Genomic DNA, 25,133 nt, shown 5'->3' on the forward strand with positions numbered 1-25,133 from the left:
GACAGGTTGCGCGGAGCCCGATCTTCGCGAGCGGGATGCGGCCGGACGAAAGCTGGAGGGAAATAAGGAAGGAGCGGCGCGCACCGCGATGTCTGACAGCGTCAGCCGGTGGCGGCGCGGTCGATAAAGAGGCTACCCTTGGTGACGATCTTCTCGCCGGGCTTCAGGTTGCCGATGACTTCGACCAGATTGCCTGCGGTCAGGCCGGGCTTGATCGTGCGCAATTCGATCGAGCGATCGTCGCGTGCGACCCAGACGCGAACCTGATCGCCTTCATAGATCAGCGCCGTTCGCGGAACACCGACCGCCGGATGGTCGGACGCCGAGTAGATCGTGACGTTGGCGAACATTTCCGGCTTCAGCGCGCCGTCCGGATTGTCCAGCGTGGCGCGGACCATCAACCGGCGCGTATTCGGATCGATCGCAGTGGCGACGTAATTGACCCGCGCCGTCAACGTGCGGTTCGGCAGCGCCAGCACTTTGAAGCTGACGTCCTGCCCGATCTCGACCGCGGCGGCTTCGGATTCGCGAACGAAGGCGGTGAGCCAGACAGTCGACAAATCGCCGATCACGAACACCGGATCGCTGGCGCCGGCGTTGACGTATTGTCCTGGACCGATCTTGCGCTGAACCACGGTGCCGGCAATCGGCGCGTAGATCGTGGTCTCGGGATTGATCTTGCCCTTGTCCTGAAATGCCGCGATCGCCGCCTCGGTGAGGCCGAGGATGCGCAGGCGGTTTCGCGCGGCCTCGAGTGCGGTGGTGGCAGATTGCATGTCGTTCTGCGCGCCGATCAGCGTCGTCTGCGCCTGCTGGTAGTCCTTCAGCGGCACCGCCTTGCCTTCAAACAGATCGCGCGCGCGCTTGTCCTGCAGCTGTGCGAGTTCGAGCTGCGATTTGGCTTTGTTGAGTGCGGTCGAAGCGACGATGAAATCGTTCTGCGCCTGCACCGTGTCGGGCGCCTCGATGGTGAACAGCGGCTGACCCTGCTGGACGTGATCGCCTGCGCGAGCCAGCAGTTTAGTCACCCGGCCCGCGTAGGGCGAGAACACCGGGGTCGAGCGGTCTTCGTCGATCGCGATCTTGCCTTCGGTGACGTGCTCGGCACGGAAGCTGAAATCGCTCACCGGCTCGATCGTCAGGCTGGCCCATTCCGACGCGCTCGGCGTGTAGCGATCGGCGCTGCGGCGCGATTGGCTGGAGATTTCCGAATGAACCTCCGGAGTCGTGAAACTCTGGACCAGAGCCGTGCCAGCCACGGCGCCGCCGGCCACCACGCAACCGGCGACCACCAGCCACTTGCGCGGCATCATACGCAGACGTTGAGATAATTCGTTCAGCATGGCCCAGCTCGAGATCCGGCTTGATCGCCGTTTTGCCTCCCGGCGGCTCATAATGCCGAGTTCATGTGACACGCCAACTAAAAAGCGTGAAAGATGAAATATCCGGCAACCGCAGCGCACCATCCTGGCAGACCATGCCCGGATGAACGTTCGTAGCGATCGGAACCTGAACGACGGATTAACCGGGTCAGTTTCCCCGTTAACGTTCATGGGGCGTCCTTCTCCACAGGTGAAAGGTCGGGAACGCGCTCAGCCGCGCGCCGGCCAGCGCGGCGGATCAGAACCGAGCGGCACCGACGGCAGTGCCCAGTGAGCCGGCGTTTTCGACAGTTGAGCGGCGTGCAGCACCGCTGTCAGCATCCCGAAGCCCGAGGGCGTCGGTGCAAGACGTGGAGCCGCTGCTTCTGCGGTGATGTCGGGAACGAGCAGGCCTTCGGTCAGCCGTCCCATCTCCCACAGCCATTGGCCGGTGCGGGCGAGCGACACCTGGACGTGCCAGCTGCCGCCTTCGCGGGCCTGCCGCGCTTTGGCGACCATCGCGCCGCACGCCATCAGATAGCCGGTGGCGTGGTCGAGGATCTGCATCGGCAGTTCCTTGGGTCCGGCGACACCAGCCGCCTGCCCTTCGGCAGCATTGAAGCCGGTGGCGCATTGCACCAGCGAGTCGAAACCACGCCGGTCCGCCCACGGCCCGCTGCGGCCATAGGCCGACAGCGACACATAGACGAGCCCGGGATTGATCGCGGCCGCTTCCTCCGGCGAAAAGCCGAGCGCCGCGAGCGAGCGCGGGCGATAGCCCTGGCTGAAGATATCCGCTTCGGCGAGCAGCGCGCGTAGCGCGGCCTGACCGTCCTTGGTGGTGAGATCGGCAAAGCTCGACAGCTTGCCGCGGCCGGTGTCGATCACCAACCACGGGATCGACGGCAGCTTTGGACTTGATACCAGCATGAGATCGGCGCCATGCGCCGCCAGCGTACGGCCGGCGACCGGGCCGGCGATCACCCGCGACAGATCGAGCACCCGCACCCCGCCGAGCGGGCGATCGCCGGCCGGCCAAGGAGCCGGCCAAGGAGCCGCCCATGGCTTCGGCGCCGCCTCGCCTATCCTGGTGATGTCCAACAGCGGCAGGTCGGCCAGCGCGGACGCCTGCGGCAGCGCCTGCCATTCCTCGCGCGTGCGCATCAGCGCCACCACGCCGCCGGCCGCATAGGCGGCGGTCTCGAACGCCTCGCCGTCCCACGTCAGCAGCGCGGCCTGCACCGCCTCGCGCGTCGCCGCGCAGCTCAGCACCTTGCAGACAGCATCGCGATGGTGCGGGAAGTTGGTATGGAGCCGGACATAGCGTCCGCCTTTGACCTGATACACGCCGGCGATCGGATCCCACATCGGCGGCGGCGGCTCGCCGTCGCGGCGCAAGTAACGCTCGGAGCGGCACTCGATCGCGGCGTGGCGCATATCGACGCTGATGCTCTGCGCCTGCCCGCTGCGCATCTCCCAGATCTGCGCCGCCGCCATCGCGCTGGCCGCGATCGACACCTGGGCGGCGGCGTCGACGCGAAACGACGACGGCAGCTGCGGCTCGTCGCCGGTCAGCGTAACACGCTCCAGCGCGGCGGCATCGCCCCCGACCGAGGTCCACAGATCGGCGAGCAGATCGCGGGGAGCTTGCATGGGGTCGAATCCTTGCCTTGGCGGAGCGTTGATCTGATTAGCAGGCTTCGGCTCGGCGTGTCCCACATTGCAGCCAAGCCTTTTCGGCCCCGCGGCGCGCTGCGCCCGAGTTTTGCAAGACTCCTCCCCGAGGGGAGGCGGCGCGCCGCACGGCGCAATGGGTAGTGTATCGCGGCCATGTCGTCGCCTGTGCGAGAGCAACGGCACGCCCGCGCGTCGCCTTGCGGCGCGCCACCGGCGGCGGTTTTTGGCTGTCGGGCCCGTGCTTCCGGGGACAGGCAAGGGTAATAAAACCCCACTGATCCGGCGGATTTCGCCGCCTTCACCTGCCCCCGTCCAGCGAACTAACAAGTCGCAGAGCCTCATAGTGGGCCCGGACGGGTCCCCGACGCCTCCCGGACGAATGGGTGCGAGCCACCCGCGCGGGACGCCGCGTCGATCCGGCTTGGTCGACCGATGCCGACGTCGCCGAACTCGCCCGGCTGGTCACCCAGCCGACCGATCTGCCCCACACCAAGACGCCTCATGATGCGCCCCTCGTTGGACAGGACGAGAAGGAATATAATCTAATTAGGAATTTTGTCAATACAAACTAGTGATGTGTTCAGACATTGCGGACGTTGACATGACTACAGAGCGCTACAGCAAACAGGCTGTCTAAGAATGGCCGGTATCCTGAGGTAGATGGACTAAACAGTCTGGCCGTCACGTCTTGACCCGAGCTTCGGGTTTCCCAGCAGTCATGTGATCGAACAGCCGACAGCATTCCAATTGAGACGATTATACGCCTATGGCATATTATGAGTTGATTGCTTGGCTGCGGACCAACCAGGAGGATGCCCATGCCCTTACGAAATGTCGTCCTGACGGAGCCTCAGGAAGAACTGCTCGACAGTCTCGTCAAGTCCGGCCGCTATCAAGATGCGAGCGAGGTGCTTGGCGAAGGTCTCAGACTTGTGGAGCGTCGTGAGGCGGAGGACGCAGACAAATTGCAAGCGCTTCAGGCCGCCGCCCGCGCCGGCGTTTCGGCGCTCGATCGCGGAGAGTTCAAGGACTTCGATACGGTCGAGAACCTTGAAAACTATCTCAACGGGCTGTCGGACGAGATCGTAGCGAGCGCAGCGAATAGCCACTCTGATGCATGAAAAAACGACGCTTCCTCAGAGCCTGAACGGAAATGCGCCCTTTGAAATCAGGCGCTTTCGTATCCCCGCGTCATGCCCGGCCTTGTCCCGGCCATGACGGGATTGCTGAGCAGACTAAGCGACTAAAAGGCGCTGAGAGTCATACCTCAATGAAAATCCCGCGACGGCGGCAGGATGCGGACGTCGCGGGGGTGGCGATGGCGTTGGGCGGGGGCGTCGGGCGTGTCGCGGCGATCGCCGTTGAGGGCTTCGTAGCCGTTCTTCTCGGAGGTCAGCGGCTCGTACAGCTCGGCGCCGACCGGTAGCGCCGGACTTACCAGGCCCTCGGACAGGCGGCCCATCTCGAAGCTGCGGTCGATCAGCCGCTCGGCCACCAGATGCACCACGCCTTCCGGGCTCGCCTGGATCCGGCCCTCGACCAGCACCAGGCGTGCGCCCATCACCTCCTTGCGAAACTTCTCCATCACCGCCGGCCACACCACGATGTTGGCGATGCCGGTTTCGTCCTCGATCGTCATGAAGATCACGCCTTTGGCGCTGCCCGGCCGCTGCCGCACCAGCACGACGCCGGCGCAGCGCGCGCGCCGGTTGTTACTGCGCGTCTCCGATACGCTGCGGCAGGTCACGACGCGTTCGGCCGTGAACAGCGGACGCAAAAACTCCAACGGATGGCCCTTCAACGACAGCCGCACCGTCTGATAATCGGCGACGACGTGCTCGGCCATCGGCATCTGCGGCAACGGCGCCGCCTGCTCGTCCTGCTGCTCGCGCGCCTGGGCGGCTTCGAACAGCGGCAGCGGCACGTCGTCCGGTAAGCGCCGCACCGCCCACAGCGCGGCGCGGCGATCGAGCCCGAGCGAGCGAAATGCGTCGGCGTCCGCCAACAGGATCAGCGCCCGCTTCGGCAGCGCGGTGATGCGCGCGAACTGTTCGAGCGAGCCGAACGGCCCCCTCGCCCGCTCCGCGACGATGCGCGCCGCCCAGTCGTCGCTCGGCGCCTCGCCAGCTTCGCGCCGCACCCGCTCCTCGTCCGGATCGGCCCAACGGAAGCCGTCGATCATCCGGAAGCCGAGCCGCACGGCGTGATACTTGCCGCACGGCTCCTCCAGCGTGCACTGGCCTTCGCTGAACGACACGTCGACCGGCCGCACGTCGACGCGATTACTTCGCGCGTCGCCGACGATCTGTGCCGGCGCATAAAAGCCCATCGGCTGCGAATTGAGCAGCGCGCAGCAGAACGCGTCGGGATGGAAATGCTTCATCCACGACGACACGTAGACCAGCTTGGCGAAGCTGGCGGCGTGGCTTTCCGGAAAGCCGTAGGTGCCGAACCCCTTGATCTGGTTGAAGCAGTTTTCGGCGAAGGCCTGCGGATAGCCGCGCGCCACCAGATTGCCGATCATCTTGGTTTCGAACTTGCCGATGGTGCCGACATTGCGGAACGTCGCCATGGCGCGGCGCAGCTGATTGGCCTCGTCCGGCGTGAAGTGCGCGGCCTCGATGGCGATCCGCATCGCCTGCTCCTGGAACAGCGGCACGCCGAGCGTCTTGCCGAGGATCTGCTGCAGCTCGTTCTTGTCGCCGGCCTCGCCGGACGGCTGCGGATACACCACCGGCTCCTGCTTGTTGCGACGGCGAAGATAGGGATGCACCATGTCGCCCTGGATCGGCCCCGGCCGCACGATCGCGACTTGAATGACGAGATCGTAGAAACATTTCGGTTTGAGGCGCGGCAGCATGTTCATCTGCGCCCGGCTCTCGACCTGGAACACGCCGAGCGACTCGCCGCGCTGGAGCATCTGATACACTTCATTGTCGTCCTCCGACTTGATGTCGGAGAGCTGGAAACGAAGGCCCTTGTGCTGCTCGATCAGGTGAAATCCCTTGCGGATGCAGGTCAGCATGCCGAGCGCCAGCACGTCGACCTTCATCATCTGCACCGCGTCGATGTCGTCCTTGTCCCACTCGATGAAGGTGCGGTCCGCCATCGCGGCATTGCCGATCGGCACATACGTATCGAGCCGGTCCTGGGTCAGCACGTAGCCGCCGACATGCTGCGACAGATGCCGCGGAAATCCGATCAGCTCGGTGGCGAGTTCGACCGCGCGGCCGATCATCGGATTGTCGGGATCGAGCCCGGCCTGCTTGACCTGCATCTCGTTCAGGCCCTTGCCCCAGCTTCCCCACACCGTATCGGCCAGCGCGGCAGTGACGTCCTCGGACAGGCCCAGCGCCTTGCCGACGTCGCGGATCGCCGAACGCGGCCGATAATGGATCACGGTGGCGACGATCGCGGCGCGATGCCGGCCGTAGCGGCGATAGATGTACTGCATCACCTCTTCGCGGCGCGAATGCTCGAAATCGACGTCGATGTCCGGCGGCTCGTTGCGCTCCTCGGAGACGAAGCGCTCGAACAGCAGGTCGATCTCGGTCGGATCGACGCAGGTGATGCCGAGCACGTAGCACACCGCCGAATTCGCCGCAGAGCCGCGGCCCTGGCACAGGATGTCCTGCGACCGCGCATAGCGGACGATGTCGTGCACGGTGAGAAAATAATGCGCGTAGCCGCGCTTGGCGATGATCGTCAACTCCTTGGCGATGGTGGCGCGCAGCCTGTCGCTGATGCCATTCGGGAAATATTCGGCGATGCCCTGCTCGGTGAGGTCCTGCAGATGCTGCTGCGCGGTCTTGCCGGGCGGTACAGGTTCGTCGGGATAGTGATATTTCAGCTCGTCGAGCGTGAAGTTGATCCTGTCCGCAAACCGCAGCGTCTCGGCGATGGCGTCGGGATCATTGCGGAACAGCCGCGCCATTTCGGCCGCCGGCTTGAGATGGCGCTCGGCATTGCCTTCGAGCCGGCGGCCGGCCTTGTCGATCGAGGTCTTTTCGCGCACGCAGGTCAGCACATCCTGCAGCGCGCGCCGCGCCGGGTGGTGATACAGCACGTCGTTGGTGGCGATGCCCGGGGCTTTCGCCGCAGCCGCAATCCGGCGCAGCCGGTCCAGCCGCCGCTTGTCGTCGCCGCGATAATACGGCGCGAGGCCGAGCCAGACGTTGGGGGTGAGCGCGGCGAGACGCGTCAGAGCGGCTGCGATCGGCTTGGTCTGGAATCGGTAGGACGGCATAAGGACGAGGAGGATTTGCGAGTCATCGACTTTGCGGTTTGCTCCGTCATGCCCGGGCTTGTCCCGGGCATCCACGCCTGGCGGGCGGAGTTGCAGCACAGGCGTGGATGGCCGGGACGAGCCCGGCCATGACGGCTGGGAGAGGTGGTGGATGGTGGCGGAAGGCGGACCCATTGAAGGGGACGGTTCGTGAATGAACGCCTCCAGATCCGCAAACGTCAGGTGACACTCGCCCTTGTCGGCGCGCAGCTTGCCGGCGCTGAGCAGGCGGCAGAGACGGCCATAAGCAGCGCGGTCGGTCGGATAGGCCAGCAGATCGGGCGTGCCGTCGCTGAAGCACAGCCGGGTGCCGATCAAGAGCTTGGGCTTGTGCACCACCTCCTCGTTGTCGAGCTCGCTGTAAGCGCGGACCACGCCGGCCAGCGTATTGCGGTCGGCGATGCCGATCGCATCGAGTTCGAGCGCGCTCGCTTGATGCACATAGTCCTGCGGATGCGAGCCGCCTTCGAGGAACGAGAAGTTGGTGGTGACGCCTATCTCGGCGTAGCGCGGGCTCATGGGCGTCTCGGCTCAGGAATTCAAAATTTAGCCCGTCATTAAGCCCGTCATTGCGAGGAGCGAAGCGACGAAGCAATCCAGCTCAGTGCACGACGCTGGATTGCTTCGTCGGTTTCGCCTCCTCGCAATGACGGGGAGAGACTGCGCACACAAACTCGCCTCGCAATGACGGGGAGAGGTCGTGCCTCGGGCCAGATGCCATCCCTCACGCGAACAACCCATGCATGTACCAGCGCGGCTGGCCGCTGCCGTCCTGCTGGGGCATCACTTCGATCGCATAGAGGCCGTCGCGATACAGCCAGAAGCGTGCGCCGTCCTCGTCCTCGATGCGGAAGTAATCGCGGGTCAGGCCGGGCTCGGCGGCGCGCCACCATTCGGCGGCGATGCGCTCCGGGCCTTCGGCGCGGGTGACGCGGTGGGTGACGCGGCGCCAGATGAACTGTGCCGGCGGCCCGTCCGGCACGCCGGCCAGCACCTCGATCGGCTCAGGCGGCTGCAGCAGCCGCAGCGGCCGCAACGGCGGCTCGTCGGCCCGCGCCGGCCACGGCGCATCGCCGGCGTCCGGCGGACAATGCTGCACCGGCACGGCCAATGCGGCGCGCTCGGGAATATGCGTGTCCTGCGGCAAATAGCGCACCACGCGGCGCGCACCCAGCCGCGCCGTCAGCGTGTCGGCCAGCAAGGCGACATCTTCGGCCTGATGCGCCTGCGTGTCGAAGCCGCGCTGCGCCTCCGCCGTGGTCACGCTGACGCTGGCGGCGAGGCGGATCAGATCGTAGCCGAAGCCGGGATCGAGCGGATCATTGAGCGCGTCGAGCTTTTCGGCGAACAGCCGCTGGACCACCTCGACCCGCGTCACCGGCTGGCCGGTCTCGACACTGATCGACCGCACCGCGCCGTCGCTGCGGAAGAAGCTGGCGACGAGCTGCCGTGCGCCCTTGCCGCTTCGCTCCATCGCGGCGATCAGCAGCTTCGCCAGGCCCAGCAGCGTCGGCAGGATGACGTCGGTGGTGGCGACCGGCTCGGGGAAACGCTTGTCGATCAAATAGTCCGGTGCCGGCCGGCGCGGCGAGATCGGCGCATCGTCGTCGCCAGTGGCCTGGCGCAGCACCGCGACGAAGCCTTCGCCGAAACGGGCGGCGAGTTCGGACGGCTTTCGCGCCAGCACCTCGCCGATGGTCTTGAGCCCGGCGCGGCGCAGGCCGCGGACGATCGCATCATCGACGCCGAGCGCTGCCACTTGCAGCGGCGCCACCGCCCGCGCCTCCTCGCCCGGCGCGACGATGCTGCGCGGCGCACCGCGCGTCAGCGCCCGCGCCGCGACCGCGGTGCCGGCAATTGCCGCGCTGGTCTCGAAGCCCTGCCGGGTCAGCGACGTCGTCAACGACTGCATCAGTGCGGCCTCGTCGCCGAACAGATGCGCGCAGCCGGTGATATCCAGGAACAGCCCGTCAGCGCCATCGAGCGCCACCAGCGGCGTGAAGCGATCGCACCAGTCGGCGATGGCATTCAGCAGTACCGCGTCGGCGTGCGGATCGTGATCGATCACATCGAGCGCCGGATGCATCGCCCGCACGGTGGCGAGCGGCATCCCCGGCAGCACCCCGCCTTGGCTCGCGCGCGCATCGCAGGCGACTACCACCAGCGCGTTGTCGCGTTTGGCGGCGACCACGCGCGGCGGGCGTGGCGCTTCAGCCGGCGAGCCGCTGCTCGGCGGAAGTAACTGACGTTCGAACCGATCGGTCGACAACCTCGGCAACCACAGGCCGAGGATGCGTCTGCGGTTCACGGAAGTGGCACGCATCACAATTCCATTCCATGATCCAACGGCCGGTCTGGCCGTGACGATTGCGGATGAGCGATGTCTCGAGGACCGGCGCGCCCCAATCCTCACCCGGCGGCGAATGCGCCGCGCGCACCATCCAGCGCGTCTCCGCGGTGGACGCCTGCGGCGCGGCGGCGATGCGCAGCATCAGCGCGGTGACGCCGCTTTCCTGCGCCGCCAGCGTCAGTTTTCGCGAGGCGACCTGATCGAACGCGCGGGTCTCGCCCCAGAGTTCGGTGATCACCGCGCCGAGGCCGTTGCAAGCCAGCGCATCGGCGGCGGCGCGCAGCGCGCTGTCGGCATCGTGGGCCCGCACCATCACCAGGCGGCGCGGATCGAGGCCGAGTTCGGCGAAGCCCTCCATCGCCAGGTCGCCGCTCTCCCGCGCGGAAAAATCCTGGCGGATCCAGATGAGGAACCGCTGATCGGCCAGCCGCCGCGCCACGCCCGCCGCAAAGCCGGTGGCCGCCGCGCCGTGGTGGCCATCGCAAAACACCTCATGCAGGGCGCCCTGCACCAGCCCGCCTTGCAGAACGGCGTCGGCGTCGGCATGACCGAGCGGCACGCGGCGCAGCGTCTCGGCCGTCCCGCTTTCGAGCCGGTCGATCTCGCCTTTCAGGCGCGCAAGCATGCTGTGGCGCGCGCCGTCCATGCGCCGCTCCTTTTTCGTTGCCGGTTACGAGAGTCGATGAACCCGTTGCCGGCTCATTTGTTCATGATATGTTCTAATAAATCCCTGCCTCGGGAGAGAGTCAATCGGGTTCGGCCCGAGTCTCCGGAGCAAAATTTTTTCGGCAGTTGAATCAAGGAGATTCCCATATGGACGTGCAGCGCAAGCTGGCCATCCTGGCGGACGCGGCAAAGTACGACGCCTCCTGCGCCTCGAGCGGAACGGAGAAACGCGACAGCCGGGACGGCAAGGGGCTGGGTTCGACCGCGCCCGGCATGGGCATCTGCCATTCCTACGCGCCGGACGGCCGCTGCATCTCGCTCCTCAAGGTGTTGCTGACCAACGCCTGCAACTACGATTGTCTGTACTGCGTCAACCGCGCCTCGTCGAACGTTCCGCGCGCGCGCTTCACCGTCGACGAGGTGGTGCAACTGACGCTCGATTTCTATCGCCGCAACTACATCGAAGGGCTGTTCCTCTCCTCCGGCATCATCCGTAGCGCGGACTACACCATGGAACAGGTCGTGCAAGTTGCACAGACGTTGCGCGAAAAGCATCACTTCCGCGGCTATATTCATCTCAAGACCATTCCCGAAGCCGACGATACGCTGATCGCCAAGGCCGGCCGCTATGCCGACCGGCTCAGCATCAACATCGAGGTGCCGGAGGAGAACAGCCTGGCCAAGCTGGCGCCCGAGAAAGACGTCCGCGCCATCCGCCGCACCATGGGGCGGCTGCGGCTGCGACTGGACGAAGCCACCGAGGCCAAGGCCGAGGCGCGCAAGCAGCCTTCCCGCGCCAAGCCGCCGCGCTTCGCCCCGGCCGGCCAGAGCACGCAGATGATCATCGGTGCCGATGCCGCCACCGACCAGACCATCCTCGAAACCAGCGCCAACCTGTACGGTTCGTACAACCTCAAGCGGGTGTACTACTCGGCGTTCAGCCCGATCCCGGATTCCAGTCGCGCGCTGCCGCTACAAGCGCCGCCGCTGGTGCGCGAGCATCGGCTGTATCAGGCCGATTGGCTGATGCGATTTTACGGCTTCGGCGCGCAGGAGATTATCGATCCGTCGATCGGCATGCTGTCGCTGGAGATGGATCCGAAGCTGGCCTGGGCGCTCCGCCACCGCGACCGCTTCCCGCTCGACGTCAACCGCGCCAGCCGCGAGGAATTGCTGCGCGTCCCCGGCTTCGGCCGCAAGGCGGTGGACCGCATCATCGATACACGGCGGCACAGCGCCATCCGCTCCGCCGACCTGGCGCGGCTGCACATCCCAAGGAACAAGGCACTACCCTTCATCGTTCTCCCCGACCACCGCCCCCCGAGCTATCTGCTCGACGGCGCGCGGCTGGCGGAGCGATTTCGACCGAAGGCGCAGCAACTGGGGTTTGGGTTTTGAACTAAGCGACGAAGAACGACCTCCGTCATGCCCGGCCTTGTGTCGGGCATACACGCCTTACTGACGGAAACTCAGAAAAGGCGTGGATGCCCGGGACAAGCCCGGCCATGACGCGGGGAGAGGTTTCACTGAACTAATCAGGGAGTCGAACTAATCGCCACCATGCACCACATCCGCCTCGACAGCGACACTGATTTCGACGGCTGGCGCAAGGCGGCGCGGGAGTTGGTGATGGCGGATGTGGCGCCGGCGGATGTGACATGGACGGTGGCGGGCGACGAGCCGGAACTGTTCGATGCGCCGGGACTGGCGCCGGGGGAACAAGGTTTTGCCGAAGCAGCGGGGCCGTTCTCACAGCCCGCATCGCCCTCGCCTACGCAAACCTTCAACGTCCCCGCCCGGTTCGTCGACCTTGCCAAGACCGTGATCCTGCATCGCGATCCGCAACGCTTCGCGTATCTCTATCAATTGCTGTGGCGGCTGCGCGCCAATTCCGAGCTGATGCAAATTGCGACCGATCCGGATGTCGCGCGCTTGCAGGCGATGGCCAAGGCGATCCGCCGCGATGAGCACAAGATGCACGCCTTCGTCCGCTTTCGCGAAATCGGCCGCGAGCCGAAGTCGCGCTACGTCGCCTGGTTCGAGCCGGAGCATCACATCGTCGAACTCGCCGCGCCGTTCTTCGCGAGGCGCTTCGCCGACATGGCCTGGTCGATCCTGACGCCCGACGTCTGCGCGCATTGGGACGGCCATGCGATCGCGATCACGCCCGGCGTGGCGAAATCAATGGCGCCGTCGGAGGATCGGCTGGAGGAAACCTGGCTCACCTACTACGCCAGCATTTTCAATCCGGCGCGGCTGAAGACCAAAGCGATGCAGGCCGAGATGCCGAAGAAATATTGGCGCAACCTGCCGGAGGCTGCGCTGATCAAACCCTTGATCGAAGACGCCGAACGCAAGACCCACGCGATGGTCGCGGCGCAGGCGACCGCGCCGAAGAAGCCGCAGCGACAGGAGCAGCCGATGGCCAAGGCGAAGCAAGGCGGCGACTCTCTTGAGGCGCTGCGCGAGCAGGCGCGCGAGTGCCGCGACTGCGATCTGTGGAAGCCGGCGACCCAGACCGTGTTCGGCGAAGGCCCGCAACATGCCACTGTGATGCTGGTCGGCGAGCAGCCCGGCGACAAGGAAGACCTCGCCGGCAAGCCGTTCGTCGGCCCCGCCGGTCAGATGCTCGATCGCGCCTTAGCCGAAGCCGGCGTCGATCGCGGCAAGACCTACGTCACCAACGCGGTGAAGCATTTCAAATTCGTGCCGCGCGGCAAGATCCGTCTGCACCAGAAGCCGAACACGCCGGAGATCAAGGCGTGCCGGCAGTGGTACGAGCGCGAGCTCGCCACCATCAAGCCGCTGCTGGTGGTGGCGATGGGCGCCACCGCGGCGCAAAGCGTGCTCGGCAAGGTGACGCCGATCAACGCAAACCGCGGCCATCTGATCGAGCGCGACGACGGCCCGCAGGTGCTGGTGACGGTTCACCCGTCATATTTGCTCCGGCTGCCGGACGCCGACGCCAAGGAACGCGAATACGCCCGGTTCGTCGACGACCTCAGACTCGTCGCCGAGCACCTCAAGAAGGCGGAAGCGGCTTGAGCCAAGCCAAGCCGCGGAAACGTCCGCATGGCACCGTACACAACGCACCTGTTCCATCGTGACGTTTCTGTGCAGGCATCGGAACCCGATCGATTCAATCGAAACCGAACCAGTTCCGGTAACCGTCGCGATCCTGGCGGGTTGAGCAAGCGGGCCGAACCGGCTAACGCTCCGCCGCAATGCTGCGCTGCAGAGCAGCGTCCGCAGCAAGACCAACAACAAGCATATGAGGAATTCGATGTCGGCCCTTTCCCGCTCGATCGCCACTTTGGCGGCCGCCGCCCTGCTGACCGCCGCCGGCGGACAAGCCATGGCGCAGAAGAAATACGGCCCCGGCGCCAGCGATACCGAGGTCAAGATCGGCAATATCGTGCCCTACAGCGGCCCCGCGTCGGCGTATGGCAGCGTCGGCCGCGCGCAGGACGCCTACTTCAAGATGATCAACGACAAGGGCGGCATCAACGGCCGCAAGATCGTCTACATCTCCTATGACGACGCCTACTCGCCGCCGAAGGCGGTCGAGCAGACCCGCAAGCTGGTCGAGAGCGACGAAGTGCTGTTCATGTTCTCGCCGCTCGGCACGCCGTCCAACACGGCGATCCAGAAATATCTGAACGCCAAGAAGGTCCCGCATCTGTTCCTGGCGTCGGGCGCCACCAAGTGGAACGACCCGAAGCGCTTCCCGTGGACGATGGGCTGGCTGCCGAGCTACCAGAGCGAAGGTCGCATCTACGCCAAGTACCTGATGAAGGAAAAGCCGGACGCCAAGATCGCCGTGCTGTATCAGGGCGACGATTTCGGCAAGGACTATCTGAAGGGCCTCAAGGATGGCCTCGGCGCCAAGGCGTCGCAGATCGTGATCGAGGACAGCTACGAGCTGACCGAGCCGACCGTCGATTCCCACATCGTCAACATCAAGGCCAAGTCGCCGGACGTGCTGGTGATCTTCGCGACGCCGAAGTTCGCCGCGCAGACCATCAAGAAGGTCGCCGAGCTGGCCTGGAAGCCGATGATGATCGTGCCGAACGTGTCGGCCTCGACCGGCAGCGTCATGAAGCCGGCCGGCTTCGAGAATGCCCAGGGCATCGTCTCGGCCTCCTACGCCAAGGACGCCACCGACAAGCAGTGGGAAAACGACCCGGGCATGAAGGCGTATTACGAGTTCATGGCGAAGTACGCGCCCGACGCCAGCCGCGCCGATAGCTCGTTCATGACCGGCTACAACATCGCCGAGACCGTCGCGGTGCTGATCAAGCAGTGCGGCGACGACCTCACCCGTGAGAACGTCATGAAGCAGGCGGCCAGCCTCAAGGGCGTCCAGCTCGGCGGCCTGCTGCCCGGCATCACCCTCACCACCTCGGCGACCGACTTCGCGCCGATCGAGCAGCTGCAGATGATGCGGTTCGAAGGCCAGAACTGGAAGCTGTTCGGCGACGTCATCGAAGGCGAAGTCGCCTCCCCGACCGGCGGTTAGTTCGGCTCGCCTCCAACAGCCTCGTCATTCCGGGGCGCGAGCGCAGCTCGCGAACCCGGAATCCCGAGCTTGTCGACCATAGCTTCGACCTGACCATCGAGCCCTCCGCGACCACCGCGGAGGGCTTTTTTCGTGCTCCACTTCTGCCAGCTCTCTGCCCTTCTCCCCTCGTGGGAGAAGGTGGCACGGACGCAGTCCGTGCCGGATGAGGGGCGCGGCAGCGCATCGGACGCGTACGTCAACAGCATCGCCGTTCCGCGCGGCGCCCCCTCACCCGCCGTCGCTGCGCGACGGCCCGCTCTCCCACAAGGGGAGAGGTTGAAGCGGCGCCGTGCCTCACGCTCTTGCCGCCTCGCTTGGTGCCTGCCAAAACGGCGCCATGATCGATCATCGCCCGCTTCTCCGCGCCATCTTCGACGCCGCCGTGGCGGCAGCGCATCCTGACAGCATCCTGGCCGCCCGCCTTCCTGACGTTCCGCGCGGCCGGATCATCTGCCTTGCCGCCGGCAAGGGCGCGGCCGCGATGGCTGCCGCCGCGGAGCGGCATTATCTCGACACGCTGGGCCTTGATCCCGCGCGGCTGGTCGGCATCGCCACAACGCGCCACGGCCACCGCGTGCCGACGCGCGCGATCGAGGTGATCGAAGCCGGCCATCCGGTGCCCGACGCCGAAGGGCTGCGCGGCGCCGAAGCCAGTCTGGCCCTCGCCGCCACCGCGACGCCGGACGATCTGCTGCTCGTGCTGCTGTCCGGCGGCGGTTCGGCGAACTGGATTCTGCCGGCCGAAGGCATCACTCTGGCGCAGAAGCAGCAGACCACCCGCGCACTGCTGCGCTCCGGCGCGCCGATCGGCGAGGTCAACGCGGTGCGCAAGCATCTGTCGCGCATCAAGGGCGGCCGCCTCGCCCGCGCCGGTGCCAATGCCGCCGAGATCGTCACCCTGGCGATCTCCGACGTGCCGCGCGACGAGCCTTCCGCAATCGCGTCGGGGCCGACGGTGCCCGATCCGACCACGCTGGCCGACGCCCGCGCGCTCGTCGCGCGTTACAAGCTCGAGCTCGACGATGCGGTCCGCGCCGCGCTGAACGATCCGCGCAACGAAAGCGTCAAGGCCGGCGATGCCGCGTTCGCGCGGGCCCGGTTCGAGATCATCGCGACGCCGCGGCAATCGCTCGATGCCGCCATCCAGGTCGCGCGCGACGCCGGCTATGAGGTCACCGATCTCGGCGCCGATCTCGAGGGCGAGGCCCGCGACGTTGCGGCCGCACATGCTGGGCTGGCGCGCGAAGCCCGTGCGGCGGGCAAGAAGCTTGCGATCCTGTCCGGCGGCGAACTCACCGTCACGGTCCGTGGCAATGGCCGCGGCGGCCCCAATCAGGAATACGCGCTGTCCCTCGCGCAGCACTTGAAGGACCTGCCGGACGTCGCCGCCCTCGCCGCCGACACCGACGGCGCCGATGGCGGCGCCGGCAATGCCACCGACCCGGCCGGCGCACTGATCGACGCGCGCACCTTCGCCAAGCTCGACGAACTGAAGCTCGATCCCGCCGCCACGCTGGCCGCCAACGACGCCACAACCTTCTTCGAACACACCGGCGACCTGCTGCTGACCGGCCCGACGCTGACCAACGTCAATGATATTCGAGTGATCTTGGTGTGAGCGCTATCCGCTCCGTCATTGCGAGGAGCGAAGCCGACGAAGCAATCCAGCTCCGTGCACGGCGCTGGATTGCTTCGCGGAGCCTGTGCCCGGCCGGCGCGATGCGCCGATCCGTATGCTCAAAATAACGAAACCGATTGCATCACTCAGCCGTCATGCGCGGACCTTGACCCGCCCGCGCGGCCGAAGCCGCTTCGGCGCGGCGAAGGCCCGCGCATCCATCGTTCTCGAAGAAGATGGATCGCCGGATCCAGTCCGGCGATGACGACCGTCGTTGTGGATCGATCCTGCTACTCCGCCGACTTCACCTCTCGCCGCTCCAGCGACGACAGCGCGTGCAGCAGCACGTTGCGGATCTTGTCGCTGTCGGCCGGCGTGACCGCGGCGGTGTCGAGATAGAAATCGAGTCCCGGCATTTTTTCGATCACCACCTCGGAATTCTCCGCGCCGTCGTGCAGACGATCGATCACATACGGCACAACGTCTCGGCTGATGCCCTTCATGGTGATCAAAGGCAGCGTGTGGGCGGCGACGATGTCGCTGACCAGCGCGTAGGTTTCGTAGCTGACCACGATGCCGCCGGGCTCGGCGATCGACTGCAGCCGCGCCGCGAGGTTCGCCTCCGCGCCGATGATGGTGTAGTCCATCCGGTCGGCGCTGCCGAAATTCCCCACATTGCAGTAGCCGGAGTTGATCCCCATTCGCGCGCGGAACGGCTGTTCGATGCCGGCGGCGCGCCATTTTCCGTTGAGTTCGGCGAGCCGTCGCTGCATCGCCCAGGCCATCCGCACGCAGGCCTGCGCGTCGGCGCGGTCGCCCTTGGTGTCCGGATCGCCGAAGAAGATCAGCATCGCGTCGCCGATGAACTTGTCGATCGTGCCGCCGTAGCGATGCGCGATCTCCGACATCTCGGTGAAGTACTCGTTGAGCAGCTGGGTGATCAGTTCCGGCTGCAGCCGCTCGGTGGTCGCGGTGAAATTCTGGATGTCCGAGAAGAAGATCGTCAGCTTCTTGCGCTCGGTGTGGATGGTGACGTCCTTCTGGCCGGAGAAGATGCTCTTGTAGATCTGCGGCGGGATGTAGCGCGAGATCTTCATCGACAGCGTGGCGAGGAAATCGTTGTTGGTCTCCAGCTCCCTGTTCATGGCGACGATGCGGTCGGCCTGCCGCCGCTGCATCGCCAGGAACGACACGCCGCACACCGCGGCCAGCGCGAAATAGGCCAGCAGGAATTTGAACGAGAACAGATTGGCGGCGATCGGCTGGGTGATCGTCACTTCCTGAATGCCGCGGACGTCGCCGACCTTCCAGTCGGTCTTCGGGCTTTCGGGGTGGACGTTGTGGCAGGCCACACAGGCCGGCGCCATCGTCACCGGCGACACCAGCCGCACGCTGTCGCTGAACAGGCCAGCCTTGCCGGACACGATGTTGCTGCTCGCATCCTTGCGCAACGCCGCCAGAGCGTCGCGCTCGAACGCGTCGAGTTCGTGCGGCGCACGATTGGCGAACGGATAGTCCGAGACGAACCGATAGGAGATGTTGCTCTGCTGCTCGCCGATCACCCGGCCGAGTTCGAGCGACAGCGTCGCCGGAATCGGGATCGCGCCCGGGATATTCTGATAGTCGTGCACGACCTTGACGTCGCCGGGGTGCTCCAGGATCCGGCCGACGACGTTGGCGGCGTAATAGTGCCGGACGCTCTTGATCACAGAATTCAGGTCGGAGGCCTGTCGCCGTAGGGCCGCGTCGGCAAGGTTGGTCAGGTCGAGCCACACCGCCGCCGGCAGCGCCAGCAGCAGCACCGCGATCAGGCCGGCCGTCAATCCGCTGCGCCGCCGCAGAGCCTGCCGATTGTCGTGATCCATCCGCCTGTCTTGCCCCGCTGTTCTGGTTCCGGCGGCCGAACCCTAGAGCGGGCAGCGGGGGCTGAGAAGACGCAACGGTGCAACGCTACCAGACTTGTGATTCACCGCCGCCGCGCTCCACGGCTGGCGCGACCGGCTCAAGGTCCGACGGTTCGGATCGCCCGGCCCTGCGAGATGAAGGCGTAGTGGCCGTTGGCGAAGGTGCCGAGCATCAGCGCTTCGACGACCGGCTCGGCGATCTCGCCGCTGCCGGCCCAATCGACCACGAAATTGGCACCGGTGCCGGCGCGGTTGTCCAGCGTCGGGACAAAGGCCTCGATGGTGGCAAACGGTTTCAGCGCCACCGGCGCCTTGAGATAGCTCTGCACCATCTTGCCGGCACCGTCGAAATAGGCGATCCGCCGGATCACCAGCGGCTTGGTCTCGGAGGCGTTGTGGACGCTCAGCGTCACGGAAAAGTCCGCCCGCGCCTTGCCCTGCGCGATCGAGACGCTCGAATAGGCCGGCACATAGACCGAGCCGGCGGTTGGCAGCGGCTCAGCCGGCAGCGCGGTCAGCGACGCCGCGAAGGTCTGCTCCAGCCCCGGCGCTTCCGCCTTGCCCTGCGCGACCGATGGCGCCACCGACGCCAGCAGCAGCCCGGCCACGAGCCCAATCCGGTAGCAAGCACCGATTCGGCCGGCCAGACCATCGTCCCGAGTTATGTCTTCCGGTCGCATGGCATTACCCTTATTGTGCGACGATCCATCCAACGGCGGCCGAGGGCATGCACGAACTGATTCGCGACATTACGCTGTGCATCCTGTTCGCCTGGATGCTCGGCCTCTCGGCACACTTCTTCCGTCAGCCGCTGATCCTCGCTTATCTTATCGCCGGCTTCGTAATCGGTCCATTCGGCCTCGGTCTGGTGCAGTCGCAGGAATCGATCTCGGTGATTTCCGAGCTCGGCCTGATCTTCATGCTGTTCATGATCGGGCTGGAGATCGATCTGAAGAAGATCGTCCGCGCCGGCAGCGTGATCCTGGTGGCGGCGGGCGTCCAGCTGGTCGGCGGCTGCCTGCTCGGCATCGCCTTCTTCGCCACCATCGGGCTGGCGATCGGCGGCGGCCAGTTCGACGCCGTGTATCTGATGGTCGCCTGTGCGCTGTCCTCCACCGTGATCATCGTCAAGGTGCTGTACGAGAAGCGCGAGCTCGACACCCTGCCCGGCCGCATCACGCTGGGCATCCTGGTGCTGCAGGATATCTTCGCGATCCTGTTTCTCGCCGTGCAGCCGAGCCTGGCCGATTTGCAGATCTCCGTACTGGTGCTGTCGATCGCCCGCGTGGCGGCGCTGGTCGCGACCGCTCTGGTGCTGTCGCGCTACGTGCTGCCCTGGCTGTTTCACCGCATCGCCCGCACCCCCGAGCTGGTGCTGCTCGGCGCGCTGGCCTGGTGTTTCCTGATCGGCGAAATCGCCGAGCGGCTGCATCTGTCGCGCGAAATGGGCTCGCTGGTCGCCGGCGTGTCGCTGTCGACCTTCCCCTACGCGCTCGACGTCACCGCCAAGGTGACCACGCTGCGCGACTTCTTCATCACGCTGTTCTTCGTCGGCCTCGGCATGACGATCCCAATTCCGAACGGCTCGATCATCTCGATGGCGCTGGCGATCGCCGTCTTCACGGTCGTCAGCCGCGTGCTGACCACCTTCGTGCCGCTGTATCTGATGCGTCAGGGGCTGCGCGCCAGCCTGCTGCCGGCGCTGAACCTGGCGCAGATCAGTGAGTTCTCGCTGGTGGTGATCCAGACCGGCATTCCGGCCGGCCATCTGCGCACCGAAACCTCGAGCGCGGCGTCGTTCGCCTTCGTGCTGCTCGCGGTGCTGTCGACCTTCGTGATGGTGCGCAGCGATCAGATCACCCGCCGCGCCATTCCGCTGCTCAAGCGCCTCGGCCTGCGTGATCTCGATCAGCAGGCGGAAGCCGCCGAGCATGGCGGCGGCCACGGCGCCGCGCGGCGGATCGTCATTCTGGGCTTCTTCCGTGCCGCCAGCGCCCTGGTCAGCGAGATCGAGCGGCGCAACGAGGATCTGCTGCAGCAGATCACCGTCATCGACTTCAATCCCAACGTCTATCGCACGCTCGCCGCGCGCGGCATGCACGTGGTCTATGGCGACATCAGCAATGTCGACACGCTGCTGCACGCCGGCGTCGGCAACGCCGAGATCATCATTCTCAGCGTGCCGGATTCACTGCTGAAGGGTGCCACCAACGAACGTCTGGTGCGCCACGTGCGCGGCCTCAATCCGACCGCCAAGATCGTCGCCACCGCTGATCTGCTCGCCGACGTCGAGGCGCTCTACAGCGCAGGCGCCGATTACGTAACGGTGACCCGGCTCAGCGATGCCGAGCAACTGTACAGCGTGATCGAAGCCGCCGACGACGGCCTGCTCGGCGACAAACGCGCCGCTCTCGACGCGCTGCTGGCGGAGCGCAAGGAAGTCCTGCCGTAGCCGCGCGGGTGTCGAACGTAGGGACGATCAGCCTGATCGCCTCGGGCGCCCGCTCAAAACTCGCGCGCAATCTTGGCCAGCATCGCCAGCAGCGCAGTGCGGTTGTCGTCGCCGATCAGTTCGACGAGCCGCGCTTCGTGCTGGGACTCGACCAGCTTCTTGGCGCGCGCCAGCGTGGCTCGGCCCTTGTCGGTCAGCATCAGAATGTGCGAGCGGCGATCGTTCCGCGATCGCGTCCGCACGCACAGGCCGCGCCCTTCCAACGCATCCAGCATCGCCACGAAGTTCGGCCGCAGGATGCCGAGCGTAGTGGCGATCTCGGTCTGGTTGCGGCCGGGATTGGCATCGAGCAGCAGCAGCACCGAGAACTGCGCCGGCGTCAGTTGAACCGGCGCGACGCAATGCAGGAAGTCCTCGAACACGCGCAGCTGTGCCCGCTTCAGCGCGTAGCCGAGCAGCCCGGCAAGCTCGCCCATCGCCAGTTCGCCGGACTCGTGGACGACTTCACCAGGCGGCTGTTTGCGCTCGGGGATCGACTTGCCGGCGGCAGGTTTGGAAGCGGTCATTGCCTCGGATCTTGTGCTGATTGATTGTTTGGCCCTTGCGCGGGCCTTGAGCTTATAATCGATAATTGTTATGCATCATACCAAATTGGCCGCGCAGAATTCAACTGTCGGCCGGCGGGTCGCGGCGGGGCCGCACCCTGCGGGAGGGGAGCGTCCGCTTGAACACCACGATTCTGCTTTTTCTGCTGCAGGACGGCATCACCAATGGCGCGATCTACGCGCTGCTCGGACTGGCCCTCGTGCTGGTCTTTGCGGTGACGCGGGTGATCCTGATTCCGCAGGGCGAATTCATCACCTTTGGCGCACTGACCTACGCGACGCTGTCGACCGGCGGATCGCCCGGCACTGCTTATCTGGCGATGGTGATGGGCATCGTCGCCTTCGCGTTCGAACTGTTCGGCATCCGCAAGGCGCTGCACGCCGGCAAAGTGCTCCGCGCCGTGCTGATTTATCTGGTGTTTCCCGCAATCGTGCTGGCGCTGACGATCTGGCTGCCCGCGACGAAGCCCGGCGTCGCCGTGAACATCGCGCTGTCGCTGCTGATCGTCGCCGCGATCGGGCTGTTTCTGTATCGCATCGCCTTCCAGCCGCTGGCGCACACGTCGGTCCTCGTCCTGCTGATCGCCTCGGTCGGCGTGCACCTCGCTCTGCAGGGCTTCGGCCTGGTGTTCTTCGGCGCCGAAGGCCTGCGCGGTCCGCCGCTGTCCGACGCGGCAGTGACCGTCGGGCCGCTGCGCTTCACCGGCCAGAGCCTGGCCGTCTACGCCATCACCATTGTCGTCATGATCGGTCTGTGGCTGTTCTTCGGCTACACCCGCACCGGCAAGGCGCTGCGCGCCACCGCGGTCAATAGGCTCGGCGCCCGGCTGGTCGGGATCCGCACCTCGCTGTCCGGCCAGCTCGCCTTCCTGCTCGCCTCGGTCATCGGCGCGATCTCGGGCATCCTGATCGTGCCGATCACCACGCTCTATTACGACACGGGCTTCCTGATCGGCCTCAAGGGCTTCGTCGCCGCGATCATCGGCGGCCTGATCAGCTATCCGCTCACCGCCGTGGCGGCGATCGTGGTCGGCGTCGTCGAGGCGTTTTCCTCGTTCTACGCCTCGAACTACAAGGAGGTCATCGTCTTCACGCTGATCCTGCCGGTGCTGGTGCTGCGCTCGCTCGCCGCCCCCGCGGTCGAAGAAGAGAAGGATTGAGCGCGATGCCGCGTTGGCTTCCTATCCTCGTATTCGGGGTCGTGATGGCGGCGCTGCCGCTGATCCCCGGCATGCCGCCGTTCTGGATCGTGCTCTTGGACAATATCGGCCTCGCCGCGCTGGTGGCGATGGGCCTGGTGTTGCTGACCGGCGTCGGCGGGCTGACCTCGTTCGGCCAGGCCGCGTTCTGCGGCTTCGGCGCCTACACCACCGCCTATCTGACCACGGTCTACGGCGTCTCGCCGTGGCTGACGCTGCCGCTGTCGCTGCTGGTCGCCGGCGGCGCAGCCGTCATCCTGGGGCTGATGACGGTGCGGCTCAGCGGCCATTATCTGCCGCTCGGCACGATCGCCTGGGGCATCTCGCTGTACTATCTGTTCAGCAAGCTCGACTTCCTCGGCCGCAACGACGGCATCTCCCGGGTGCCGCCGCTGTCGATCGGCTCGCTCGACATGTGGTCGCCGCAGTCGATCTATTTCGTGATCTGGGCGATGGTGCTGATCAGCGCCCTCCTCACCATGAACCTGCTCGACAGCCGCACCGGCCGCGCCATCCGGGCGCTGCGCCGTGGCCATATCGCCGCCGAAGCCTTCGGCGTACGCACCGCGCGGGCGAAGCTGCTGGTCTTCATCTACGCGGCGGTGCTGGCAGGCCTGTCCGGCTGGCTCTACGCGCACTTCCAGCGCAGTGTGAACCCGACGCCGTTCGGCCCGCAGGCCGGCATCGAGTATCTGTTCATTGCCGTGGTCGGCGGCGCCGGCTATGTCTGGGGCGGCGTGCTCGGCGCCGCGATCGTGATCATCCTCAAGGAAGTGCTGCAGAGCTACCTGCCGCTGCTGTTCGGCGGCCAGGGCCAGCTCGAAATCATCGTGTTCGGCATCCTGCTGGTGATCCTGCTGCAGCTCGCGCCGGGCGGCGTCTGGCCGTGGCTGAGCAGCCTCGTCCCGATCAAGACACGCCGCGCGCGGATCGACCAGAGCGCCGCGCCGCCGCCGCGCGAGCGCAAGCTGGCCGAGACCGGCACTCTCCTCAAGGTCGAGCGCGCGCGAAAACAGTTCGGCGGCGTGGTTGCGGTCAACGACGTGTCGTTCGACGTTCATGCCCGCGAGATCGTCGCGCTGATCGGCCCCAACGGCGCCGGCAAGTCGACCACCTTCAACCTGATCACCGGCATTCTCACCACCACCGGCGGACGCATCGAACTCCACGGCAAGCCGATCGACAACGCGCCGCCGCAGGACGTCGTGCAGCTCGGCATCGCCCGCACCTTCCAGCACGTCAAGCTGGTACCCGATATGACCGTGCTGGAGAACGTCGCGATCGGCGCGCATCTGCGCGGCAGCGCCGGCGCGATCAGCAGCATGCTGCGGTTCGACCGCGCCGAAGAGGCCAAGCTGCTCGCCGAAGCGACCCGACAGATCGAGCGCGTCGGCCTCAGCGCCGAAATCGATCAGCTCGCAGGCTCGCTGTCGCTCGGTCAGCAGCGCATCGTCGAGATCGCGCGCGCGCTGTGCGCCGATCCGGTTCTGCTGCTGCTCGATGAGCCGGCCGCAGGCCTGCGCCATATGGAAAAGCAGCGCCTCGCCGCGCTGCTGCGGCAATTGCGCGACGGCGGCATGTCGGTGCTGCTGGTCGAACACGACATGGGCTTCGTGATGGATCTCGCTGACCGCATCGTCGTGCTCGATTTCGGCACGCGGATCGCAGAGGGGACTCCCGCGACGATCAAGACCAATCCTGAAGTCATCAAGGCCTATCTGGGAGCGCTGTCATGAGCGCGCTGCTGCAGATTTCCGACGTCTCGGTGTCTTATGGCAAAGTCGAGGCAGTCCGTTCGGTCAATCTCGAGGTACGCCCGCGCGAGATCGTCACCGTGGTCGGCGCCAACGGTGCCGGCAAGACGACGCTGCTGAGCGCCACGATGGGGATCTTCCCGCTGAAGGGCCGCGTCACCTTCGAGGGCGTAGACATCGACCGCCTCGACATCGAGGACCGCGTCGCCGCCGGGCTATCGCTGGTGCCGGAGCATCGCGAGCTGTTTGCTACCATGACGGTGGAAGACAATCTCGAACTCGGCGCCTTCCGCATTGCCAAGTCGGTCGCGGCGCAATCCCAGGAGCGCGTCTACGGACTGTTTCCGCGGCTGAAGGAACGGCGCAAGCAGCTCGCCGGCACGCTCTCCGGCGGCGAGCAACAGATGCTGGCGATGGGCCGCGCGCTGATGGGCGCGCCGAAGCTGTTGATGCTCGACGAGCCGAGCCTCGGCCTCGCTCCGATCATCGTCGCCGATATCTTCCGCATCGTCGGCGAACTACGCGAAGCCGGCGTCTCGGTGCTGCTCGTCGAACAGAACGCCAAGGCGGCGCTGGCGATCGCCGACCGGGCCTACGTGATGGAGCTCGGCGAGTTCGTGCTCGACGGCAAGGCGTCGGAGGTCGCGGAGAACGAGCAGGTGGTGGCGAGCTATCTCGGCTTCTCGCACGCCTGACCGGGC

The 25,133-nt window shown here is 66.0% G+C and carries 18 protein-coding genes; 10 read left to right on the top strand and 8 right to left on the bottom strand.

Translation table 11 applies throughout. The features are described 5' to 3' along the window. Nucleotides 1–101: 101 nt before the first annotated feature. Together LPW26_RS01255 and LPW26_RS01260 are read right to left on the bottom strand one after the other, a co-directional pair. Complete coding sequence (locus tag LPW26_RS01255) at nucleotides 102–1,343, bottom strand: efflux RND transporter periplasmic adaptor subunit (protein ID WP_238732417.1); 1,242 nt, start codon at nucleotides 1,341–1,343, stop codon at nucleotides 102–104. 249 nt (nucleotides 1,344–1,592) lie between these two features. Beyond that, nucleotides 1,593–3,014 (bottom strand): CoA transferase, encoded by a 1,422-nt coding sequence (locus LPW26_RS01260; protein ID WP_238732418.1) that lies wholly within the window; start codon nucleotides 3,012–3,014, stop codon nucleotides 1,593–1,595. A 407-nt stretch (nucleotides 3,015–3,421) separates the two neighbouring features. Here LPW26_RS01260 and LPW26_RS01265 point away from each other — a divergent pair, with 407 nt between their 5' ends. Both LPW26_RS01265 and LPW26_RS01270 read left to right on the top strand, forming a co-directional pair. Continuing rightward, nucleotides 3,422–3,610 (top strand): hypothetical protein, encoded by a 189-nt coding sequence (locus tag LPW26_RS01265; RefSeq protein ID WP_238732419.1) that lies wholly within the window; start codon nucleotides 3,422–3,424, stop codon nucleotides 3,608–3,610. A gap of 246 nt (nucleotides 3,611–3,856) precedes the next feature. Beyond that, complete coding sequence (locus LPW26_RS01270; protein ID WP_238732420.1) at nucleotides 3,857–4,159, top strand: type II toxin-antitoxin system ParD family antitoxin; 303 nt, start codon at nucleotides 3,857–3,859, stop codon at nucleotides 4,157–4,159. A 146-nt stretch (nucleotides 4,160–4,305) separates the two neighbouring features. Here the strand turns inward: LPW26_RS01270 and LPW26_RS01275 are convergent, their stop codons facing one another. The 3 genes from LPW26_RS01275 to LPW26_RS01285 form a co-directional block, all read right to left on the bottom strand. Beyond that, nucleotides 4,306–7,842: an error-prone DNA polymerase gene (locus LPW26_RS01275; RefSeq protein WP_238732421.1), complete on the bottom strand. Its 3,537-nt coding sequence runs from the start codon at nucleotides 7,840–7,842 to the stop codon at nucleotides 4,306–4,308. Nucleotides 7,843–8,047: 205 nt separating this feature from the next. Then, nucleotides 8,048–9,646 (bottom strand): Y-family DNA polymerase, encoded by a 1,599-nt coding sequence (locus tag LPW26_RS01280; protein ID WP_249784982.1) that lies wholly within the window; start codon nucleotides 9,644–9,646, stop codon nucleotides 8,048–8,050. After that, on the bottom strand, nucleotides 9,534–10,319 hold the full coding sequence (locus tag LPW26_RS01285; protein WP_238732422.1) for an ImuA family protein: 786 nt from the start codon (nucleotides 10,317–10,319) through the stop codon (nucleotides 9,534–9,536). Before LPW26_RS01285 ends, LPW26_RS01280 begins: the two co-directional genes overlap by 113 nt. Before the next feature lie 167 nt (nucleotides 10,320–10,486). Here LPW26_RS01285 and LPW26_RS01290 point away from each other — a divergent pair, with 167 nt between their 5' ends. From LPW26_RS01290 to LPW26_RS01305, 4 genes are all read left to right on the top strand, one after another. Continuing rightward, complete coding sequence (locus tag LPW26_RS01290; RefSeq protein ID WP_238732423.1) at nucleotides 10,487–11,737, top strand: putative DNA modification/repair radical SAM protein; 1,251 nt, start codon at nucleotides 10,487–10,489, stop codon at nucleotides 11,735–11,737. A 162-nt stretch (nucleotides 11,738–11,899) separates the two neighbouring features. Further along, the gene (locus tag LPW26_RS01295; protein WP_238732424.1) at nucleotides 11,900–13,384 is read left to right on the top strand and encodes a UdgX family uracil-DNA binding protein; all 1,485 of its coding nucleotides are present in this window, start codon (nucleotides 11,900–11,902) and stop codon (nucleotides 13,382–13,384) included. A 238-nt stretch (nucleotides 13,385–13,622) separates the two neighbouring features. Then, complete coding sequence (locus tag LPW26_RS01300) at nucleotides 13,623–14,858, top strand: ABC transporter substrate-binding protein (RefSeq protein WP_238732425.1); 1,236 nt, start codon at nucleotides 13,623–13,625, stop codon at nucleotides 14,856–14,858. Nucleotides 14,859–15,237: 379 nt separating this feature from the next. Continuing rightward, entirely contained in the window at nucleotides 15,238–16,518 is a 1,281-nt protein-coding gene (locus LPW26_RS01305) for a glycerate kinase type-2 family protein (RefSeq protein ID WP_238732426.1), read from the top strand. A 290-nt stretch (nucleotides 16,519–16,808) separates the two neighbouring features. Here LPW26_RS01305 and LPW26_RS01310 read toward each other — a convergent pair whose 3' ends face one another. Both LPW26_RS01310 and LPW26_RS01315 read right to left on the bottom strand, forming a co-directional pair. Next, the gene (locus tag LPW26_RS01310) at nucleotides 16,809–18,383 is read right to left on the bottom strand and encodes an adenylate/guanylate cyclase domain-containing protein (protein WP_238732427.1); all 1,575 of its coding nucleotides are present in this window, start codon (nucleotides 18,381–18,383) and stop codon (nucleotides 16,809–16,811) included. Between the two features lie 137 nt (nucleotides 18,384–18,520). Further along, a complete protein-coding gene (locus tag LPW26_RS01315) occupies nucleotides 18,521–19,102 on the bottom strand; it encodes a DUF3124 domain-containing protein (protein WP_249784983.1) in 582 nt (193 codons plus the stop codon). 47 nt (nucleotides 19,103–19,149) lie between these two features. On the opposite strand from LPW26_RS01315, the gene LPW26_RS01320 reads away from it, so the two are divergent. Next, entirely contained in the window at nucleotides 19,150–20,874 is a 1,725-nt protein-coding gene (locus LPW26_RS01320; protein WP_238732428.1) for a cation:proton antiporter, read from the top strand. A gap of 53 nt (nucleotides 20,875–20,927) precedes the next feature. Here LPW26_RS01320 and LPW26_RS01325 read toward each other — a convergent pair whose 3' ends face one another. Then, the gene (locus LPW26_RS01325) at nucleotides 20,928–21,440 is read right to left on the bottom strand and encodes a MarR family winged helix-turn-helix transcriptional regulator (RefSeq protein WP_238732429.1); all 513 of its coding nucleotides are present in this window, start codon (nucleotides 21,438–21,440) and stop codon (nucleotides 20,928–20,930) included. A 158-nt stretch (nucleotides 21,441–21,598) separates the two neighbouring features. Here LPW26_RS01325 and LPW26_RS01330 point away from each other — a divergent pair, with 158 nt between their 5' ends. From LPW26_RS01330 to LPW26_RS01340, 3 genes are read left to right on the top strand one after another with little or no spacing between them, the layout of a single operon-like run. Beyond that, the gene (locus LPW26_RS01330) at nucleotides 21,599–22,639 is read left to right on the top strand and encodes a branched-chain amino acid ABC transporter permease (RefSeq protein WP_238732430.1); all 1,041 of its coding nucleotides are present in this window, start codon (nucleotides 21,599–21,601) and stop codon (nucleotides 22,637–22,639) included. Nucleotides 22,640–22,644: 5 nt separating this feature from the next. Continuing rightward, nucleotides 22,645–24,414, top strand: coding sequence for a branched-chain amino acid ABC transporter ATP-binding protein/permease (locus tag LPW26_RS01335; RefSeq protein WP_238732431.1), 1,770 nt, complete (start codon nucleotides 22,645–22,647; stop codon nucleotides 24,412–24,414). After that, entirely contained in the window at nucleotides 24,411–25,127 is a 717-nt protein-coding gene (locus LPW26_RS01340; protein WP_238732432.1) for an ABC transporter ATP-binding protein, read from the top strand. Before LPW26_RS01335 ends, LPW26_RS01340 begins: the two co-directional genes overlap by 4 nt. The last annotated feature ends 6 nt before the right edge of the window (nucleotides 25,128–25,133 follow it).

The organism is Rhodopseudomonas infernalis, from assembly GCF_022271405.1.
GTDB lineage: Bacteria > Pseudomonadota > Alphaproteobacteria > Rhizobiales > Xanthobacteraceae > Rhodopseudomonas > Rhodopseudomonas infernalis.

What these genes read in the sequence shown, in the direction of transcription:
- LPW26_RS01340 (WP_238732432.1), top strand. Translation starts at nt 24,411, where the DNA reads ATGAGCGCGCTGCTGCAGATTTCCGACGTCTCGGTGTCTTATGGCAAA.
- LPW26_RS01290 (WP_238732423.1), top strand. Translation starts at nt 10,487, where the DNA reads ATGGACGTGCAGCGCAAGCTGGCCATCCTGGCGGACGCGGCAAAGTAC.
- LPW26_RS01305 (WP_238732426.1), top strand. Translation starts at nt 15,238, where the DNA reads ATGATCGATCATCGCCCGCTTCTCCGCGCCATCTTCGACGCCGCCGTG.
- LPW26_RS01285 (WP_238732422.1), bottom strand. Translation starts at nt 10,319, where the DNA reads ATGGACGGCGCGCGCCACAGCATGCTTGCGCGCCTGAAAGGCGAGATC.
- LPW26_RS01325 (WP_238732429.1), bottom strand. Translation starts at nt 21,440, where the DNA reads ATGACCGCTTCCAAACCTGCCGCCGGCAAGTCGATCCCCGAGCGCAAA.
- LPW26_RS01335 (WP_238732431.1), top strand. Translation starts at nt 22,645, where the DNA reads ATGCCGCGTTGGCTTCCTATCCTCGTATTCGGGGTCGTGATGGCGGCG.
- LPW26_RS01280 (WP_249784982.1), bottom strand. Translation starts at nt 9,646, where the DNA reads ATGCGTGCCACTTCCGTGAACCGCAGACGCATCCTCGGCCTGTGGTTG.
- LPW26_RS01260 (WP_238732418.1), bottom strand. Translation starts at nt 3,014, where the DNA reads ATGCAAGCTCCCCGCGATCTGCTCGCCGATCTGTGGACCTCGGTCGGG.
- LPW26_RS01275 (WP_238732421.1), bottom strand. Translation starts at nt 7,842, where the DNA reads ATGAGCCCGCGCTACGCCGAGATAGGCGTCACCACCAACTTCTCGTTC.
- LPW26_RS01315 (WP_249784983.1), bottom strand. Translation starts at nt 19,102, where the DNA reads ATGCGACCGGAAGACATAACTCGGGACGATGGTCTGGCCGGCCGAATC.
- LPW26_RS01320 (WP_238732428.1), top strand. Translation starts at nt 19,150, where the DNA reads ATGCACGAACTGATTCGCGACATTACGCTGTGCATCCTGTTCGCCTGG.
- LPW26_RS01310 (WP_238732427.1), bottom strand. Translation starts at nt 18,383, where the DNA reads ATGGATCACGACAATCGGCAGGCTCTGCGGCGGCGCAGCGGATTGACG.
- LPW26_RS01300 (WP_238732425.1), top strand. Translation starts at nt 13,623, where the DNA reads ATGTCGGCCCTTTCCCGCTCGATCGCCACTTTGGCGGCCGCCGCCCTG.
- LPW26_RS01270 (WP_238732420.1), top strand. Translation starts at nt 3,857, where the DNA reads ATGCCCTTACGAAATGTCGTCCTGACGGAGCCTCAGGAAGAACTGCTC.
- LPW26_RS01255 (WP_238732417.1), bottom strand. Translation starts at nt 1,343, where the DNA reads ATGCTGAACGAATTATCTCAACGTCTGCGTATGATGCCGCGCAAGTGG.
- LPW26_RS01295 (WP_238732424.1), top strand. Translation starts at nt 11,900, where the DNA reads ATGCACCACATCCGCCTCGACAGCGACACTGATTTCGACGGCTGGCGC.